The sequence below is a fragment of the Streptomyces monticola genome (assembly GCF_042665355.1).
Classification (GTDB): domain Bacteria; phylum Actinomycetota; class Actinomycetes; order Streptomycetales; family Streptomycetaceae; genus Streptomyces; species Streptomyces monticola.
Map to the genome: position 1 here is coordinate 26,481 of NZ_JBHTCF010000034.1, position 16,446 is coordinate 42,926.

Sequence of the window (16,446 nt, forward strand, 5' to 3'; positions counted from 1 at the left end):
GGCCGAGCGCCCAGATCCCGGCACAGTCGAACCGGAATTCCCGCGGAGCGCTAAGCGGCAAGGACGGCAGCCTCCAGCGGGCTGTTCTTGAGCGCCCGCCAGGTCGGCAGCAGCGTCGCCCCCATTGTGAGCACGAGGGCGAACGCCACCATGCCCACATAGAGCCACGGCGAGCCCGCCGGAATCAGATCGCCGGCCCGCGCCTTGCTGAAGGTGACGAACGTGGCGGGTGCCACCAGGGAGCCGAGCGCGATACCGATGACCGCGGTGATACCGCCTTCGATCGCCATCATGCGCATGATCTGCGCCTTGGTCGCTCCGGTCAGACGCTGCAGGCCGAACTCACGGCTGCGCCGGCTGACCGCCAGCCAGAGGCTGTTGAGCACCGAGATGGTGATGTAGCCGAAGAGGGTGCCGATCATCATGTAGCTGACCATCGCCTGGGCGCCCAGGTGGTGGTTGAACGCCTTGGTCATCTCCTTGCGGTCGACGATCTCGGCGCCCGGCAGACCCGCGGTGAGCTTGCCGAGTGCGGCGGTCGCGGCCGCCTCGCTGACGCCCTTCTTGGGGACGGTCACGATATGGGTCGGCAGGGCCTTGGTGGTGTGCTTGGCCAGGAGGTCGGCCGGCACGATCAGCGACTCGAAGCTCTCCTTGGCCTTGACCACCGCGACGATCTTCAGGGTCTCCTTGGCGCCGTCGCCCATCCGCACGGTCATGGTGTCGCCGACGGTGCCCTTGAACTCCTTGGCGAAGGTGTCCGCGATGGCGATGCTCTTGCCGGTGAGGTCGGACAGGTTGCCCTTGACGGCGGTGGCGCCGCCGACCGCGGCCGCGCTCTCGCCGTTGAAGCCGAGCAGCTGCCAGCCGGCGAGGTCCTTGTTCTTCCAGGGGTCCTCGGGCTTCTCGATGAATCCGGAGCTGGCCACGAACTCGGAGGCGGCACCGACCTCGTCGAGCGCCCGCACCTTGTCGACGGTGCCCGGCGCGAAGCCGTCCTGGCCCGCTTTGAGAACCACGTCGCTCTTGAGGTTCTCGGTGTAGACGCTGCTGACGCTGGACTCGGTGGCGATCAGATACAGGTTGGCCGTGGCGATACCGGTCAGCAGCATCACCGGGGTGATGACGGCCGCCATCCGTACCGCGCGGGCCCGGGCGTTGAGGCTGGCCAGCTGGCCGGGAACACCCGAACCGGCCCGGACGAACGGCCCGATGAGCCGGGTCATGCCCTTGGTGATGGACGGGCCGAGCAGCGCGAGGCCGACGGCGAACAGGATCGACGCCCAGGTCGCGGGGGTCGCGATAAACGGTCCGGTGACGAAGTTGAACGCCGAGTAGACACAGGAGGCGGCGAGCACGAAGCACAGGATCGCGAAGGTCAGCCGCACCTTGCCGAGCTTGAACTGCTGCCCCTCGTCGTCGCCGAGGGCTTCCACGGCCCGGGTCTTGACGACCCGTCGGCTGGCGATGACCGCCGCTCCCACGGAGGTCAGGACGGCCACGATGCCGGCGATGATGACGGGCGTCCAACCCCGGTAGTAGGTGACGCCCTCGGGTGCGATCCCGATCGTCACCAGCCGGTCGAAGATGAACTCACCGGCGTCACGGCCGGGCACCATGGCGATCGCGGTGGCGATGACCGCCACCACCAGGGTCTCCCCCACGATCATGCGGCGCAGCTGTGCCGGGGTGCCGCCGATCGCCCGCAGCAGGGCCACCTCGCGGTGCCGCTGCTGGAAGGAGAGCGACAGGGTGGAGGCGACGCCGAGCAGACCTGCCATGATCGCGAGTCCGCCGAGCAGGCCCGGCACCAGGACCAGGTCGGTCATGTCGATGTCGGAGCGCTCGGCGGCGCCCCGGTCGTCGCCGGTGAGCACGGAGATGCCCTCGCCCGTCTGGGCGGCGATCTTCTTCTTGGTCGCGGCGACATCGGCGCCGGGCTCCAGGAAGACTCCGATGGCCTCGACCTTGCCGGGCTCGGGGATCAACTGCTGTGTGTCGGCGGGCGAGAAGAAGATCGCCTGCCGGTCGAGCTTGCGGGACGGGTCGGCGATACCGCTGACCTTGTACGTCTTGGTGGCGCCCGCGGCGGCGATCTCGATGCTGTCGCCTGCCTTGACGCCGGCCTCGCGGGCCACGTCCGGGTCGACGACGACCTCGCCCGCGGCCTTCGGGGCGGTGCCGGAACTCAGCTTGTACGGCATGAGCTGGGCGGAGGCCCAGCCGTGGCCGAAGGACTCGTCGTCCTTGCCGGTGACGGGCTTGCCGTCACGCAGCGCGACGGCGGGGAACCAGGTGTCCGCCACCGCCTTGGCGACGCCGGGTACGTTCTGCACCTCGTCCACCAGGCTCTCCTCGACCGGGACTTGCTCGGCCAGGGACGCGACGGGGTTGTTGTGCTCCTTGTAGGCGTTGTCTCCGGTCACCACGATGGGTGCCGCGGCGAGCCGCTCGGCCGGCATGACGGCCCGTACGCCGGTCTCCATCATGCTGCCCGCGGCGGTCATGATGGCGCCGCAGACGAGCAGTGCGATGAAGGTGGCGACGAAGCCCCGCCAGCGGAAGCGGAGGGTGCGCAGGGACAGCAGGAACATCACACGCTCCCCGTCATGGCGACCGGCGGCGCGGCGGCCACGGCGTCGCTCAGGTGGGTCAGCTGCTCGGCCACGGCGGCGGCGGTGGGCTGCTGCATCTCGGTGGCGATCCGGCCGTCGGCGAGGAAGACCACGCGGTCGGCGTACGAGGCGGCCACCGGGTCGTGCGTGACCATCACGATGGTCTGCCCGGACAGGTGCACCGACTCCTGCAGCAGCAGGAGCACTTCGCGCGCCGTCTTGGTGTCGAGCGCCCCGGTCGGCTCGTCGGCGAAGACCACCGAGGGCCGGGTGGCGAGGGCGCGGGCGATGGCCACGCGCTGCTGCTGGCCGCCGGAGAGTTCGCTGGGCCGGTGGTGGCTGCGCTCGGCGAGCCCGACGCGCTGGATGACCTCCTGGACGTAGTTCTTCTTCGGCTTGCGGCCCGCGAGCTGCAGCGGCAGGACCACGTTCTGCTGCACGGTCAGGGCCGGCATCAGGTTGAACGCCTGGAAGATGAACCCGATCCGGTCACGGCGCAGCAGGGTCAGCTGCTTCTCGTTGAGGCCGCCGAGGTCCGTGCCCTCGAGGAACACCGAACCGGAGGTCGGTGCGTCGAGGCCGGCGGCGCAGTGCAGCAGTGTGCTCTTGCCGGAACCGGACGGGCCCATAACGGCGGTAAACGTTCCCTTGCGAAATCCGAGCGTGACTCCGGCCAGCGCGGCAACGCTGTTGTCACCTCGGGTGTAGATCTTCTGAACCGCCTTGAGCTGTACGGTCTCTGCCGCTCCGTTGCCGTGTACATCCACGGATTCCACCTCTATTCGTTAGTGCTGGGTGTGGGGTGCTGCGCGCTCACTCCGCCGTGCGGAGTCTGGCGACCGGTTCGGGGGTGTTCACCGCCTTCTCCGGTGCCTCGACCGCGCCCGGCTCGGTTTCGGCCAGGCCGGGATCTTCGGTCTTCTCCTGTGACGTGGGGATGTGCCGCAGCCGCAGCGCGGCGAGCAGGGCGGCGCCCAGGGCGACTGCGATGCCGAGGGCGGCCGTGGAGTGCATGGCTTCGACGAACGCGCCGTGGGCTGCGCCCAGGACGCTGTCGGCCTGTTCGGGCGTGAGGTTCCTGGCGACCGCGGTGGCGCTGCCGAGGGTCTCCCGGGCCGGTTCGAGTGCCTGGCCGGGGACGCCGTGGCCGACACGGTCGTCGAAGGCGCCGCGGTACACGGCGGCGCCGACGGTGCCGAGGACGGCGATTCCGAGTGCGCCGCCCAGCTCCTGGTGGGTCTGGGTGAGCGCGGAGACCGAGCCGGCCTTCTCCGGCGGTGCGGAGGCGACGACCAGGTCGGTGACCATGGTGAGCACGATGGCCGCGCCGACGCCGATGCCGACGACGCCGTAGACGAGGAGCGCCATATTGCGGTCGGTGCTGATCTGCGTCATGGCGGCGAAGCCGGTGGCGCAGAAGACGAAGGCGATCGCGATGATGTACGCGGGCCTGACCTTGCGGGCGAAGACCACCGCGAACGGGACGAGCAGGAAGGTCAGGGCCGGCGATGCCATGGTCCACAGGGCGGCCTCGAGTGGCTTCATGCCCAGGACGTCCATCAGGTACTGGGTGGTGAAGATGCCGTAGCCGATGAGGCAGAAGAACGCGATGAGGCTGAGGCAGATCGCCGGTGCGAAGCCGCGGTTGCGGTACAGCTTCAGGTCGATCATGGGCTGGCTCAACTGCTTCTGCCTGCGCAGGAACACGGCGGTCAGGGCGGCGCCCGCGGCCAGGGCGGCCAGCGGCAGTCCGGCGAAGCCGTGGACGGCGCCTTCCTTGAGGCCCCAGATCAGCGACAGGACGGCGCCGAGGGAGTACAGCGAGCTGAGGACGTCGAACTTGGAACCGGTCCCGCCGCGGAACTCCGGCACCAGGAACGGCGCCGCGACGAGCAGCAGCACCAGGACCGGGACGTTGATCATGAAGATCGAGCCCCACCAGAAGTTGTTGAGGAGGCTGCCGCCGACGACCGGTCCGATGGCGGCGCCCGCCGACAGGCCGATCGACCAGACGGCGATCGCTGTGCTGCGCTGCTTGGGGTTGCGGAACATGTTGGTGACCAGGGCGAGCGTGGACGGCATCAGCGTCGCGCCGCCGAGTCCCTGCAGGGCCCGCGCCGTGATGAGCATCTCCGCGCTGTCGGCGAGACCCGCGGCGACCGAGGCGGCACCGAAGACGGTGGCCCCGATCAGCAGCAGCCGGCGGCGGCCGACCAGGTCACCGATGTTGCCCATCGTGATGAGCATCCCGGCGAGCACGAAGGTGTAGATGTCGATCATCCACAGCTGCTGCGTACTCGATGGGCCCAGATCCGCCGCGATGGACGGAACTCCGAAGTAGAGCACCGTGATGTCCATCGAGACCAGGAGCAGCGGCAGGGTGAGAACTGCGAGCGCTATCCACTCCTTACGCCCCGCCCTGACGTCGGTGAGGGTCATAACAAGCTTCCTTTGTCGCGGGAATTACGGTCGGACACGGTGCGCCGCTCAGGAATCGCGGTGCCGGGGCCCACGGTCGGGAACTTCCCGATACGTAGCGTCGTTGGTCTGATTGGCCGCAGTCGTTGAATTACGGAGCTGCGCCGGCATCTCGGATGTCGACCAGTCCCCCATTGAAGCGGCCGCATCCCGCGGAACGCCATCCGATGGACCCCCTAAACCCACCCCAACCACCCCTACTCTCAAGCGAGTTCCTAAGGGTTCTGTAGCAAGCACCCCTCAAAGGCCCTGTTTCACGATGGCGCCGCCGTCGACCTTCAGATGGAGCCCGGTGACATAGCGGGACTCGTCGGAGGCGAGATAGACGACGGCGTGGGACACGTCGGCGGGGTTCACGAAGGGGATCGGCATCGACTGGATCCCGGTGAAAATCGGGTCGACGTCCTCGCGCGCGGGCTCCTCCAGGTCGGGCCTGAAGGTCTTGTAGACCGCGTCGTTGAGCAGCATGTGGGTGTCGACGTTCGTCGGGTGGACGGCGTTGACGCGCTGTCCCGCGCCCGCCACCAGCTGGGAGAGCGTGTTGACGTACTCGACGAGGGTGTGTTTGGCGAACCGGTAGCCGGCGAAGCCGGGGCCCGCGGGGGAGACATCGCCGTGGCCGGGCTGCAGCGCGGTCATCGAGCCGATGACGATGATCGAGGCGCCTTCGCCGAGATGCGGGAGCGCAGCGTGCACGGTGTTGATGACGCCGCCCAGGTTGATGTCGACGGTGTCGGTGAAGGCGCCGATGGGCCGGGTCGGGCCGATCGGCAGGATCCCGGCGTTGGGGATCACCACGTCGAGACGGCCCAGTTCGGCGACGCCCTCGTCGATGGCGGCTTTGACGGCGTCCCGGTCGCGGACGTCGGCCTGCCGGGTGACGATCCTGCGGCCGGTCTTCTCGACCAGACGCGCGGTCTCGGCCAGGTCGTCGGCGCCGGCCATGGGGTACTCGACGACGGGAATGTCCTCGCACAGATCGATGGCGATGATGTCGGCGCCCTCTTCGGCCAGGCGCACGGCGTGACTTCGGCCCTGTCCGCGTCCTGCGCCGGTAATCACCGCGACTTTTCCTGCTACCCGGCCCATTCGGTCCTCCTTGAATATCTGCGGAGATTCCTTGCGGAGTGCACGGGGCACAATGCTCCGCATTATGGAAGCGATCGTGCGCCGGGCCTGCGGGACACATAACCCCTAACCCGGCAGGCCTTCTTAGGGGTGTTCCTGCTACTGCGCGCTGACCACCATTTATGGCAGGCCCACAACTCATCCGGTCAGCGAAGGGAGTTCGGTCATGGATTCCGAACCGGCAGCGAACACCGAAGAGACGCCAGCGGACGTGGCCGGCCCGGCGGCCGTGGAGCCCGCCGAGGAACTGCTTGTCGAAGAGGTCTCGATCGACGGCATGTGCGGCGTCTACTAGACGAAGGGCCCCGACGTGTTCAACCCAGCCCGCCCGTACCGGTGTTCACCCAGTGTCGCGCTGCGCCCCGAGCCCTTCGGTGCGCTCGCCTACCACTTCGGCACGCGCCGTCTGAGCTTCCTGAAGACGCACATGATGGTGCGGGTGGTCCGTACGCTCGCCGACCACCCGGATGTGCACGCCGCCCTCGACGCCGCGCAGGTGCGTGCCGAGCAGCGCCCGGCGTATCTGCGGGCCCTGAAGGGCCTGGCCGACGGCGACATGATCCAGCCGCGGACCCGGTCCGGCACGTCGCTGCCCCGGTCCGGTACGCCTGAGCCCGAATCCGGTACGCCTGAGCCCGAATCCGGCACGGAGCAGACGCCTCCGGGAGGCATCGCCGCATGAAGCTCGTCGACCACTTCGAAAGCGGCCTCGACGCCCCCATCTGCCTGACCTGGGAGCTGACGTACGCCTGCAATCTCTCCTGCGTGCACTGCCTTTCGTCGTCCGGGCGGCGCGATCCGCGCGAGCTGTCGACCGCCGAATGCAAGGCGGTCATCGACGAGTTGCAGCGTATGCAGGTGTTCTACGTCAACATCGGCGGCGGCGAGCCCACGGTGCGGCCCGACTTCTGGGAGCTCGTGGAGTACGCGACGGCGCACCAGGTCGGGGTGAAGTTCTCCACGAACGGCGTACGCCTCACGCCCGAGCGGGCGAAGTGGCTGGCCGCCAGCGACTACGTCGACGTACAGATCTCCCTGGACGGTGCGACCGCCGAGGTCAACGACGCGGTGCGCGGGGCGGGTTCGTACGACACGGCGGTCACCGCGATGCGCAATCTCGCGGACGCAGGTTTCCGGGACTTCAAGATCAGTGTGGTGGTGACCCGGCAGAACGCGGGTCAGCTCGACGCGTTCAAGGAACTCGCCGACGCCCACGGCGCGCAGCTGCGCATCACGCGCCTGCGCCCCGCGGGCCGCGGCGCCGACGTGTGGGACGAGCTGCACCCCACCCAGGAGCAGCAGCGCGAGCTGTACGAGTGGCTGCTCGCGCACGGCGAACGGGTCCTGACCGGCGACTCGTTCTTCCATCTCAACGCCCTGGGCCCCGGTCTCCTGCCGGGCCTGAACCTGTGCGGGGCGGGCCGTGTGGTGTGTCTGATCGACCCGGTGGGCGATGTGTACGCCTGCCCGTTCGCGATCCATGACTCCTTCCTCGCGGGCAATGTGCGCTCTCCCGGCGGCTTCACGCAGGTGTGGCGCGGCTCGGAGCTGTTCGCCGAGCTGCGCGCCCCGCAGACGGGCGGCGCCTGCACCCGGTGCTCGGCGTACGACGTGTGCCGGGGCGGCTGCATGGCGGCGAAGTTCTTCACGGGCCTGCCCCTGGACGGTCCGGACCCGGAGTGCGTCAAGGGAAACGCGGAGTTCGCGCTCGCCGAGGTCGACACGGGCGCCGTGCCCCGGCCCACCGGCGACCACTCGCACCGCCCTGGCCGTGCGGGCCGCCGGGGCGGCCCAGGGCCGGTCCCGGTGACCATCGGCCGCCGTCCGCCGCGCGAGGTGACCGTGCCGGACACGGCCTGCGACACCAGCCCGCTGGCCGGGTTCAGGCCGCAGGCCCACGGGCAACCGCACCAGAAGGCGGCCCGATAGCCATGCTCCTCACCGAGCCCGTGACGCTCGGCCCGCGCACCGCGCCCAGCCGGGTGATGTTCGGGCCGCACGAGACCAACCTGGCCCGGCACAGGGCCTTTTCGGCCCGGCACACGGCGTACTACGAGCGCCGCGCGGCCGGCGGCGCGGGCGTGATCGTCACCGAGACGGCGAGCGTGCACCCCTCGGACTGGCCCTACGAGCGGGCCCCGCTGGCGGCCGACTGCGGACCCGGATGGGCCTCGGTCGTCCGGGCCTGCCGGCCGCACGGCACCCTCGTCATCGCCTCCCTCGGGCACGCGGGCTCGCAGGGCTCGTCGGCGTACCACCAGCGGGCCCTGTGGGCGCCTTCGCGGGTCGCGGACGTGGCGAGCCGTGAGCTGCCCATGGAGATGGAGCAGCCCGAACTCGCGGCCCTTGTGGCCGGGTTCGGGGCGGCGGCCGAGGTCGCGGCGGGCTCGGGGCTCGACGGCGTGGAGGTCGACGCGGGGCAGTACAGCCTGCTGCGGCAGTTCCTGTCGGGCCTGACCAACCAGCGGCCCGACGACTACGGCACGGACCGGGTCCGCCTCCTTCGTGAAGTCCTCGACACGGTACGGGAGTCCATCGGCGCCGACCGGGTCCTCGGTCTGCGTCTGTCCTGCGACGAGCTGGCCCCCTGGGCGGGGATCACCCCCGAGCAGGCCACCGACATCGTGGCCGGCCTGACCGGCCGTATCGACTATCTGGTGGTGGTGCGCGGCTCGGCCATGGGCACCGCCGCGACCCGCCCCGACTTCCATACGCCGCCCGGCTTCAACACCGAGCTGTGCGCGACGGTACGCGCCTCGGCCGCCGGTGCCGTGCCGGTGGTCCTGCAGGGCTCGGTGGTCGAACCGGACGCGGCCCAGGGAGCGTTGGACGCGGGCGTGTGCGATCTGGTGGAGATGACGCGCGCCCAGATCGCCGAGCCCCGTCTGGTGGCCCTGGTGCGCGCCGGGCGGCCGGAGCGGATCAGGCCGTGTGTGCTGTGCAACCAGAAGTGCCGGGTGCGGGACAGCCGCAATCCGGTGGTGTCGTGCGCGGTGGAGCCGGGCGCGGGGCACGAGAGCGTGGAGCCGGGTGCGAGTCACGCGAAGGGGGAAGCCGCGCACGTCGCGTCGCCACCCCTTGACGTCCTGGTCGTCGGCGGCGGCCCCGCGGGCCTTGAGGCGGCCCGGGTGCTCGCCTTGCGCGGTCACCGTGTCGGGCTCGCCGAGCGCGCGCCCCGGCTCGGCGGCACGCTGCACCGCGCCGGTGAGCGGTGGGCGCGGCTCGCCGACTGGCTGGCGGCCGAGGTGCTGCGGCTCGGAGTGACGGTCCGTACCGGCGTCGAGGTCACCCGGGACGATCTGGCCGGGCGCCGGGTGCTCCTGGCCACCGGCTCCGTGCCGGGCCCGCGTGCGTACGCGGTCGAAGAGGGAGTACAAGTCGTCGAGGCCGCCGAGGTGTTGGGGGGCACGGCCGAGCTGCCCGAGGGCCTGGTCCTGGTGTACGACCCGGTCGGGGACGCCACGGGGACGGCGGTCGCCGAGCGGCTCGCCGCGTCGGGCCGTACGACGGCGATCCTCACCCAGGACCAGGTGATCGGCACGCAGCTGGCCCTCACCGGCGACCTCGCCGACGCCAACACGCGGCTGCAGCAGGCGGGAGTGCGGCTGCTCAAGCGGTCGGCGCTGCGGTCCGTGGGGCGCGCCGGTGCGGTCGTGGAGGACGTACTGACCGGCGAACGGCACACGGTGGACTGCGCGGCCGTCGTGCACTGCGGTCACCGCCTGCCCGACACCGCCCTGGCGAGCGAGTCGCCCGGTACGCCGCGCGCCGGTGACTGTGTGGCGCCGCGCACCGTGCACGAGGCGATCTTGGAGGGCCGCCGCGCGGCCCTGGCACTTGAGCGCACCGCAGAAGCGCATCCGGCGGCCGGTGTCCCCGTGGCCGCCCCGACGGCCGGAGTCCTCGTGAACTCCCCAGGAGGTGGAGCGAGTTGACCGCCTACCGCCATCTGTTCTCGCCGCTGCGCCTCGGCCCTCTCACCGTCGCCAACCGGATCGTGTTCTCGGCGCATCTCACCAACTACGCCGAGGACGGTCTGCCGAGCGAGCAGCACGCCGCGTACTACGCGGCGCGGGCCGCGGGCGGGGCCGGGCTCATCATCACCGAGGAGCACTCGACGCATGCCACGGACTGGCCGTACGAGAAGCTGATCCACGGCTTCCGCAAGGAGGCGGTTCCCGGCTACCGGCGGATCACCGAGGCCGTGCACGCACACGGCACACCGATACTCGCGCAGCTCAACCACAACGGCGGCCAGGCCTCGTCGATGTACTCGCGCCTTCCGGTGTGGGCGCCGTCGCCGGTGCCCGACCCGCTGTTCCGCGAGGTGCCCAAGGCGGTCACCGAGCGCGAGATAGCCGAGATCGTCGCGGGGTACGCGGAGGTCGCCGCGCACTGCGCGCAGGGCGGCTTCGACGGTGTCGAGCTGCAGTGCTCGCACTCCTCGATCGTGCGCGGCTTCCTCTCCCCCGCCACCAATCTGCGCACCGACCGCTACGGCGGCTCCCTCGGGAACCGTATGCGGCTCCTCCTGGAGATAGTCGCCGCGGTCCGCGAGGCGCTCGGGCCCTCGCTCGCCCTGGGGGTACGGCTGTGCGGCGACGAGCTGATCGAGGGCGGCACCACCATCGACGAGGCGGTGGAGGTGGCCCGCCGGGTGGAGGCCACAGGGCAGGTCGACTACATCAACACCTCGATCGGCGTGGCCACTTCGACGCTCTACATGATCGAGGCGTCCATGGCCGTGCCGCCCGGGTACGCCCTGTTCATCTCCAACGCGATCCGCCGCGCGGTGCGGCTGCCGGTCATCGGTGTGGGCCGGATCAAGGACCCGGTGCAGGCCGAGCGCGCCCTCGCCGAGGGCCACTGCGACCTGGTCGGGGTGGTGCGCGGCCAGATCGCCGACCCGGACTTCGCCGCGAAGGCCCGCGCCGGGCGGACCCCGGCGATCCGGACCTGTCTGTCCTGCAACCAGGAGTGCGTGGGCCGGATGGGCCTCAACCGCTGGCTGGGCTGCATCGAGAATCCGCGCGCGGGGCGTGAGGCCGTGCCGCTGCCGACGCCGGGCCCGCGCCCGCGCCGTGTCGTGGTGGTCGGCGGCGGTCCCGCGGGGCTCCAGGCCGCGGCGACGGCGGCCCGGCGCGGGCACCAAGTGACGCTTTACGAACGGGAGGCGGCCACCGGCGGGCAGGTCACCACGGCCGCGTCGGCCCCGAGCCGCGCCGAGTTCCTGGACGTCGTACGCAATCTCCTCGCCGAGTGCGTACGCCACGGCGTGGACATCCGCACCGGCACCGAATCGACCGCCGACTCGCTGCGCGCCGAGGCGCCCGACGCGGTGGTCCTCGCCACCGGAGCGCGGCCGCAACGGCCGTACTGGGCAGGCGAATTGGAGCGGGTCGTGGATGTGCGCGACGTCCTGGAGGGCCGCTCGGGACCGCCCGAAGGCGCCCGGGTCCTTGTCGTCGACGAACTCGGCTTCCACCAGGCCACCTCGGTCGCGGAGTTCCTCGCCGACCGGGGCTGCGCGGTGACGCTCAGCACGCCCGGCATGGTCGTGGGGCAGGACCTCGGCATCACCCTCGACCTGGAGACATACTCCGTACGCGCCCACACCAAGGGCATCACCCACGCCACCGACCAAGTGGTCCTCGGCGCGTCCGCGGCCGATGACGGCACCGGCGGCGGTGTGGTGGTGCAGATCCTCACCCACACCACGGGCGCCATGGCCGACGAGCGCTACGACTGGGTGGTGTGCGCGGCCCAGCAGTCCCCGGCCGACGAGCTGTGGCACGCCCTCAAGGACGCGCCGTTCCCGGTGCACCGAGCGGGCGACTGCCTGACACCACGCCGTGCGCACGCGGCGGTCGTCGAGGGACACCGGGCGGGGGCGGCCCTGTGAACATTCCCGCGCCGCTTCCCGCTCGTATCGCCGTCGTCGTCGTACGCGAAGGCCGGCTGCCGGTGGGCGCCGGCGAGGCCACCGCCGAGGCCGGGGGTGCGGCGCTGCTCGTCGGCTCCGGCACCAAGGAGGCCTGCGGGGCGCTGAGTTCGGCCCTGCGGGTGTGCACGGCCGAGACCGGCAGCGCGCCCGGGGCCCTGGCCGCCGTCCTCGCGCCGCTGCTCGCCCCCGTGCACACCGTGATCCTGCCCGCGTCGCCCGACGGCCGCGATCTGGCACCCAGGCTCGCCGACACCCTGCGCCGCCCGCTGCTCGCGGGCGCCCTGGAGATCTTCACGCACGGCGCCGACGTACTGCGGCAGGACGGCGGGGTGCTGGTGGAGCTGACCGTGGACGGGCCGTTCGTGGCGACCCTGGAGCCGGGCCTGCGCGGCGTCGAACCCGTCCCGGGCGAACCGGAGTTGACGGAGCTTGAGGTTCTTGAAGCGGCACCCGTGGCGGACGCGCGGCGGCTCGCGGTCCTGGACGGGGCGGCGGGCGGTGACCTGTCGTCCGCCCGCCGCATCCTGGCCGCCGGCGGCGGGCTCGGCGGGCCGGACGCGGTACGGCAGCTGGCCGAGGTGTGCACCGCGCTCGACGCGGACCTCGGCGCGACACGCGTCGTCACGGACGCGGGCTGGCTCGGCTACGAGCGGCAGATCGGCACCACCGGCGTCGAGGTCGACCCGGACCTGTATGTGGCGTTCGGCATCTCCGGCGCCCCGCACCACACCGGCGGCCTCGGCTCGCCGCGCCGCGTGGTCAGCGTCAACACGGACCCGTACTGCCCGATGACCGCCATGGCGGATCTGGGCATCGTGGCCGACGCCCGCGAGGTACTGAGCGAACTGGCCGTACTGACACAGCACTTGACGATGCAGGACGCGGAGGGTGGTGACGGTCATGCCACCGTCGACGACGCCTGAGCAGCCGCCCGCCGCCGACCCGGACTTCGACGTCGTGGTCGTGGGCGCCGGCCCCGCCGGCTCCGCCGCCGCCCTGGAGGCGGCCCGCGCCGGGCGGTCCGTGGCGCTCCTGGAGCGCGGCCCCTACCCGGGCGCGAAGAACGTGTACGGCGGCGTCGTGTACGGCCGCATCCTGGACGAGCTGATCCCCGGCTGGCAGGAGCAGCTGCCCGTGCAGCGCTGGGTGACCCGGCGCTCCACGATGCTGCTCACCGACACCCAGGCCCTGACCGTCGACTTCCGCACCGAGGACTGGGGCCGGCCGCCCTACAACGGCGCCACCGCCCACCGTTCCGAGCTTGACGGCTGGCTGGCCAGCCGCGCTGTCGAGGCCGGGGCGGTGCTCGTGCCGGCCACCACCGCGACGGGCCTGCTGCGGGACGGCGCCGGGCGTATCACCGGAGTGCGCACCGACCGGCCCGACGGCGATCTCACGGCCCGCGTCGTGATCGCCTGCGACGGCGTCAACTCCTTCCTCGCCAAGGAGGCCGGGCTCTTCGACGGCGTACCGGGAAAGCAGTCCGAGCACACGTCGCTCGGCGTCAAGGAGACCCTGGCCCTGCCGCGCGAGGTCATCGAGGAGCGGTTCGGGCTCAGCGGCAGGCACGGCCAGGACATCGAGATCCTCGGCGGCACCCGGGGCATCGCGGGCGGCGGCTTCCTCTACACCAATCTGGACTCGCTCAGCATCGGAGTGGTCCTGTCCCTGCCGTCGCTCGCCGCGAGCGGCACCCGCCCCGAGGAGGTGCTCGCCTCCCTCAAGGCGCACCCGGCCATCTCCCCTCTCGTCCAGGGGGCCGAACTCAAGGAGTACTCGGCCCACTTGATCCCCGAGGGCGGCTACCGCACGATGCCCGAACTGTCCGCCGACGGTCTGCTCGTCGCCGGGGACGCGGCCGCGATGTGCCTGGCCGCCGGGGTGTGGCTTGAGGGTGTCAACTACGCGCTCGGCGCGGGCATGTACGCGGGCCGGGCGGCGGCGGCCGCGATCGCCGCCGGTGACACGTCCCGCTCGGGCCTCGCCGGATACCGCCGGGCCCTGGAGGACTCCTTCGTCCTCGCCGACCACCGCCGCCTGCGCCGCGTGCCGGGCCTGGTCTTCTCCGAGCGGATGCAGAACGCCTACCCGGGCCTGGTCTGCGATGTCGCGCAGGGCTTCTTCACGGTCGACAACCCGCGCCCCAAGCCCGGCCTGCGCCGGCTGTTCCTGACGGCGGCCCGCGAGCGCGGCGTCAAGCTGCGCCATCTGCTCTCCGACGCACTCACCGGATCGAGGTCTTTCCTGTGACCGCCACCCCTTCCTGGCCCGCGGCGCCCGCCACGCCCGCCACGCCCGCAACCCCCTCCGTCCCGGCTTTCGAGGACCGGATGGCCACGGTCGACTTCCGGGTCTCGGAGCGCGCCCACATCACGGTGAACTCCGAGATCTGCCAGGGCTGTTCGGCCCGTACGTGCGTCCATGCCTGCCCGGCCGACCTGTTCGTGCCGACGGGCGACGGCGGCATCCTGTTCAACTACGAGCAGTGCTTCGAGTGCGGCACCTGCTACCAGGTGTGCGACGCGGACGGCGCGATCACCTGGACGTACCCGGACGGCGGCCACGGTGTCGCCTTCCGGCAGGGGTGAGCGCCGTGCTGGTGGCGGTGGCCCTGCGCTGCGTGGACCCGCGGGCGGCGGTGCACCCGCTGACCGGTGAGGTACGGGCCGAGGCCTACGCCGCCGGGGCGGGCCCCGCCGATCTGTGCGCCCTGGAGCACGCGCTGCGGATCGCCGAGGCGTTCGGCGGGCGCTGCCTCGCGGTCACGGTCGGGTCCGTCGATGCCGAAGGGGTGCTGCGGGACGCGCTCGCGGCGGGCGCGCACGAGGCGCTGCGCGTCGAGGGCCCCGACGAGGACTCCGCGGCCACCGCCCGCACCCTGCACACGGCTCTCGCCGAACGCGGCCCGCTCCCCGATGTGGTGGTGTGCGGCGACCGCTCGGCGGACCGCGGCACGGGCGCGACACCCGCGCACCTGGCCGGCCTGCTGGGCGCGTCACAGGCCCTGGGCCTGGTGGAACTCACCCCGGTCGACGGCCATTTGAAGGCGCTGCGCCGCCTCGACGGGGGCCGCCGCGAGGTGCTCTCCGTACCGCTGCCGGCGGTGTGCTCGGTGGAACGGGACACGACCACTGTCCGCCGGGCGCCCCTTCCGGCGGTCCTGTCATCCCGTACGGCGCACATCGATCTGGCGACGGTCGCGGCCAGGGGCCGGGAAGGGACCCCTGTGCGGACGGGCCGCCCCCGCCCCTACCGCCCCCGTGCCCGGGTACTCACGCCCCCCGAGGGCGACACACCCCGCGCTCGCCTCCTCACCCTGACCGGCGCCCACACCACGCCCCGTACGCCCCCGCGACTGCTCACCCCGGACACGGCGGCTCAGGCGGCGGAGGCGCTCCTTGCCTTCGTACGGGCGGAGAAGTCCGGGGACGAGGGGTGAGCGGCGGGAGCGGTGAGCGCTTCGCGGTCGTCACGGGCGCGGCGCGCGGCATCGGCGCGGCCGTGGTGGACCTGCTGGCGGGGGACGGCTGGCGAGTGGTCGCCGTGGATGTCTGCGCGGACATCGAGGGCGCGGCGTACCGCCTCGGCACCAAGGAGGAGCTGCACGAACTGGCCGAACGCTGGCCGCGCAACACCGTGCTCCCAGTCGTGGCCGACGTACGCGACCGGGATGCCCTCGAGGACGCGGTGGAGCTGGCCAGGCGGGAGTTCGGCGGTCTGCACGCGGCGGTCGCGGCGGCGGCGGTGATGGCGGGCGGCAGGCCGCTGTGGGAGACGTCGGACACGGAGTGGGACGCGCTGTTCGAGGTCGGGGTACGAGGTGTGGCGAACCTGGCGCGGGCCTCGGTCCCCCTCCTCCTGGACCAACCGGAGCCGCGCACGGGCCGATTCGTGGCCCTGGCCTCGGCGGCCGCGCACCGTGGCCTGTGGCATCTGGCCGGTTACAGCGCGGCCAAGCACGCCGTGGTGGGCCTGGTACGCGGCCTCGCGGCGGATCTGCGCGGCACGGGCGTCACCGCGACGGCGGTCTCACCCGGCTCGACGGCCACCGCGATGCTGTCGGCCAGCGCGGACCTCTACGACCTGGCGGACCCGGCGGAGTTCGCCCGCCACCAACTGGTGGACCGCCTCCTCGACCCCCAGGAGGTGGCAGCGGCAGTGCACTGGCTCTGCGGCCCGACCTCATCGGCGATCACCGGCACGGTCGTCCACGCGGACGGCGGCTTCACGGCCTGAGCCGGCGGCGGGAAGCTCGGGGTACGGCTCGGCCCGTCACTGAGC

14 protein-coding genes are annotated in these 16,446 nt (G+C 71.8%); 10 read left to right on the plus strand and 4 right to left on the minus strand.

Features of this window, described 5'->3' with window-relative positions; genetic code table 11:
• Positions 1–50: 50 nt before the first annotated feature.
• The 4 genes from ACFQVC_RS40345 to ACFQVC_RS40360 form a co-directional block, all read right to left on the minus strand.
• Entirely contained in the window at positions 51–2,594 is a 2,544-nt protein-coding gene (locus ACFQVC_RS40345) for an FtsX-like permease family protein (RefSeq protein ID WP_381841001.1), read from the minus strand.
• The gene (locus tag ACFQVC_RS40350; RefSeq protein WP_381841004.1) at positions 2,594–3,382 is read right to left on the minus strand and encodes an ABC transporter ATP-binding protein; all 789 of its coding nucleotides are present in this window, start codon (positions 3,380–3,382) and stop codon (positions 2,594–2,596) included. Before ACFQVC_RS40350 ends, ACFQVC_RS40345 begins: the two co-directional genes overlap by 1 nt.
• 46 nt (positions 3,383–3,428) lie before the next feature.
• Positions 3,429–5,054 (minus strand): MFS transporter, encoded by a 1,626-nt coding sequence (locus ACFQVC_RS40355; protein WP_381841007.1) that lies wholly within the window; start codon positions 5,052–5,054, stop codon positions 3,429–3,431.
• A gap of 279 nt (positions 5,055–5,333) precedes the next feature.
• Positions 5,334–6,182, minus strand: a complete 849-nt coding sequence (locus tag ACFQVC_RS40360; RefSeq protein ID WP_381841010.1) for a mycofactocin-coupled SDR family oxidoreductase — start codon at positions 6,180–6,182, stop codon at positions 5,334–5,336.
• Positions 6,183–6,387: 205 nt separating this feature from the next.
• Between ACFQVC_RS40360 and mftA the strand changes: the two genes are divergently transcribed.
• Genes mftA through ACFQVC_RS40410 form a run of 10 tightly spaced genes read left to right on the plus strand, consistent with a single transcriptional unit; the run spans position 6,388 to position 16,401 of the window.
• Positions 6,388–6,516 carry a mycofactocin precursor MftA gene (gene mftA / locus ACFQVC_RS40365; protein WP_381841013.1) on the plus strand — a complete coding sequence of 43 codons (129 nt, stop codon included), beginning with the start codon at positions 6,388–6,390 and terminating at the stop codon, positions 6,514–6,516.
• 15 nt (positions 6,517–6,531) lie between these two features.
• Positions 6,532–6,903, plus strand: coding sequence for a mycofactocin biosynthesis chaperone MftB (gene mftB / locus ACFQVC_RS40370; protein WP_381841016.1), 372 nt, complete (start codon positions 6,532–6,534; stop codon positions 6,901–6,903).
• Positions 6,900–8,150: a mycofactocin radical SAM maturase gene (gene mftC / locus ACFQVC_RS40375; RefSeq protein WP_381841020.1), complete on the plus strand. Its 1,251-nt coding sequence runs from the start codon at positions 6,900–6,902 to the stop codon at positions 8,148–8,150. Before mftB ends, mftC begins: the two co-directional genes overlap by 4 nt.
• Positions 8,151–8,152: 2 nt before the next feature.
• The gene (locus ACFQVC_RS40380; protein ID WP_381841023.1) at positions 8,153–10,156 is read left to right on the plus strand and encodes a mycofactocin system FadH/OYE family oxidoreductase 1; all 2,004 of its coding nucleotides are present in this window, start codon (positions 8,153–8,155) and stop codon (positions 10,154–10,156) included.
• On the plus strand, positions 10,153–12,123 hold the full coding sequence (locus ACFQVC_RS40385; protein ID WP_381841026.1) for a mycofactocin system FadH/OYE family oxidoreductase 2: 1,971 nt from the start codon (positions 10,153–10,155) through the stop codon (positions 12,121–12,123). Before ACFQVC_RS40380 ends, ACFQVC_RS40385 begins: the two co-directional genes overlap by 4 nt.
• Complete coding sequence (locus ACFQVC_RS40390) at positions 12,120–13,088, plus strand: mycofactocin-associated electron transfer flavoprotein alpha subunit (protein WP_381841029.1); 969 nt, start codon at positions 12,120–12,122, stop codon at positions 13,086–13,088. Before ACFQVC_RS40385 ends, ACFQVC_RS40390 begins: the two co-directional genes overlap by 4 nt.
• Entirely contained in the window at positions 13,066–14,415 is a 1,350-nt protein-coding gene (locus tag ACFQVC_RS40395) for an FAD-dependent oxidoreductase (protein WP_381841032.1), read from the plus strand. The genes ACFQVC_RS40390 and ACFQVC_RS40395 overlap by 23 nt, the downstream gene beginning before the upstream one ends.
• The gene (locus tag ACFQVC_RS40400; protein ID WP_381841035.1) at positions 14,412–14,753 is read left to right on the plus strand and encodes a ferredoxin family protein; all 342 of its coding nucleotides are present in this window, start codon (positions 14,412–14,414) and stop codon (positions 14,751–14,753) included. Before ACFQVC_RS40395 ends, ACFQVC_RS40400 begins: the two co-directional genes overlap by 4 nt.
• Positions 14,750–15,604: a mycofactocin-associated electron transfer flavoprotein beta subunit gene (locus ACFQVC_RS40405; protein ID WP_381841038.1), complete on the plus strand. Its 855-nt coding sequence runs from the start codon at positions 14,750–14,752 to the stop codon at positions 15,602–15,604. Before ACFQVC_RS40400 ends, ACFQVC_RS40405 begins: the two co-directional genes overlap by 4 nt.
• Positions 15,601–16,401, plus strand: coding sequence for a mycofactocin-coupled SDR family oxidoreductase (locus tag ACFQVC_RS40410; RefSeq protein WP_381841041.1), 801 nt, complete (start codon positions 15,601–15,603; stop codon positions 16,399–16,401). Before ACFQVC_RS40405 ends, ACFQVC_RS40410 begins: the two co-directional genes overlap by 4 nt.
• Positions 16,402–16,446 lie beyond the last annotated feature (45 nt).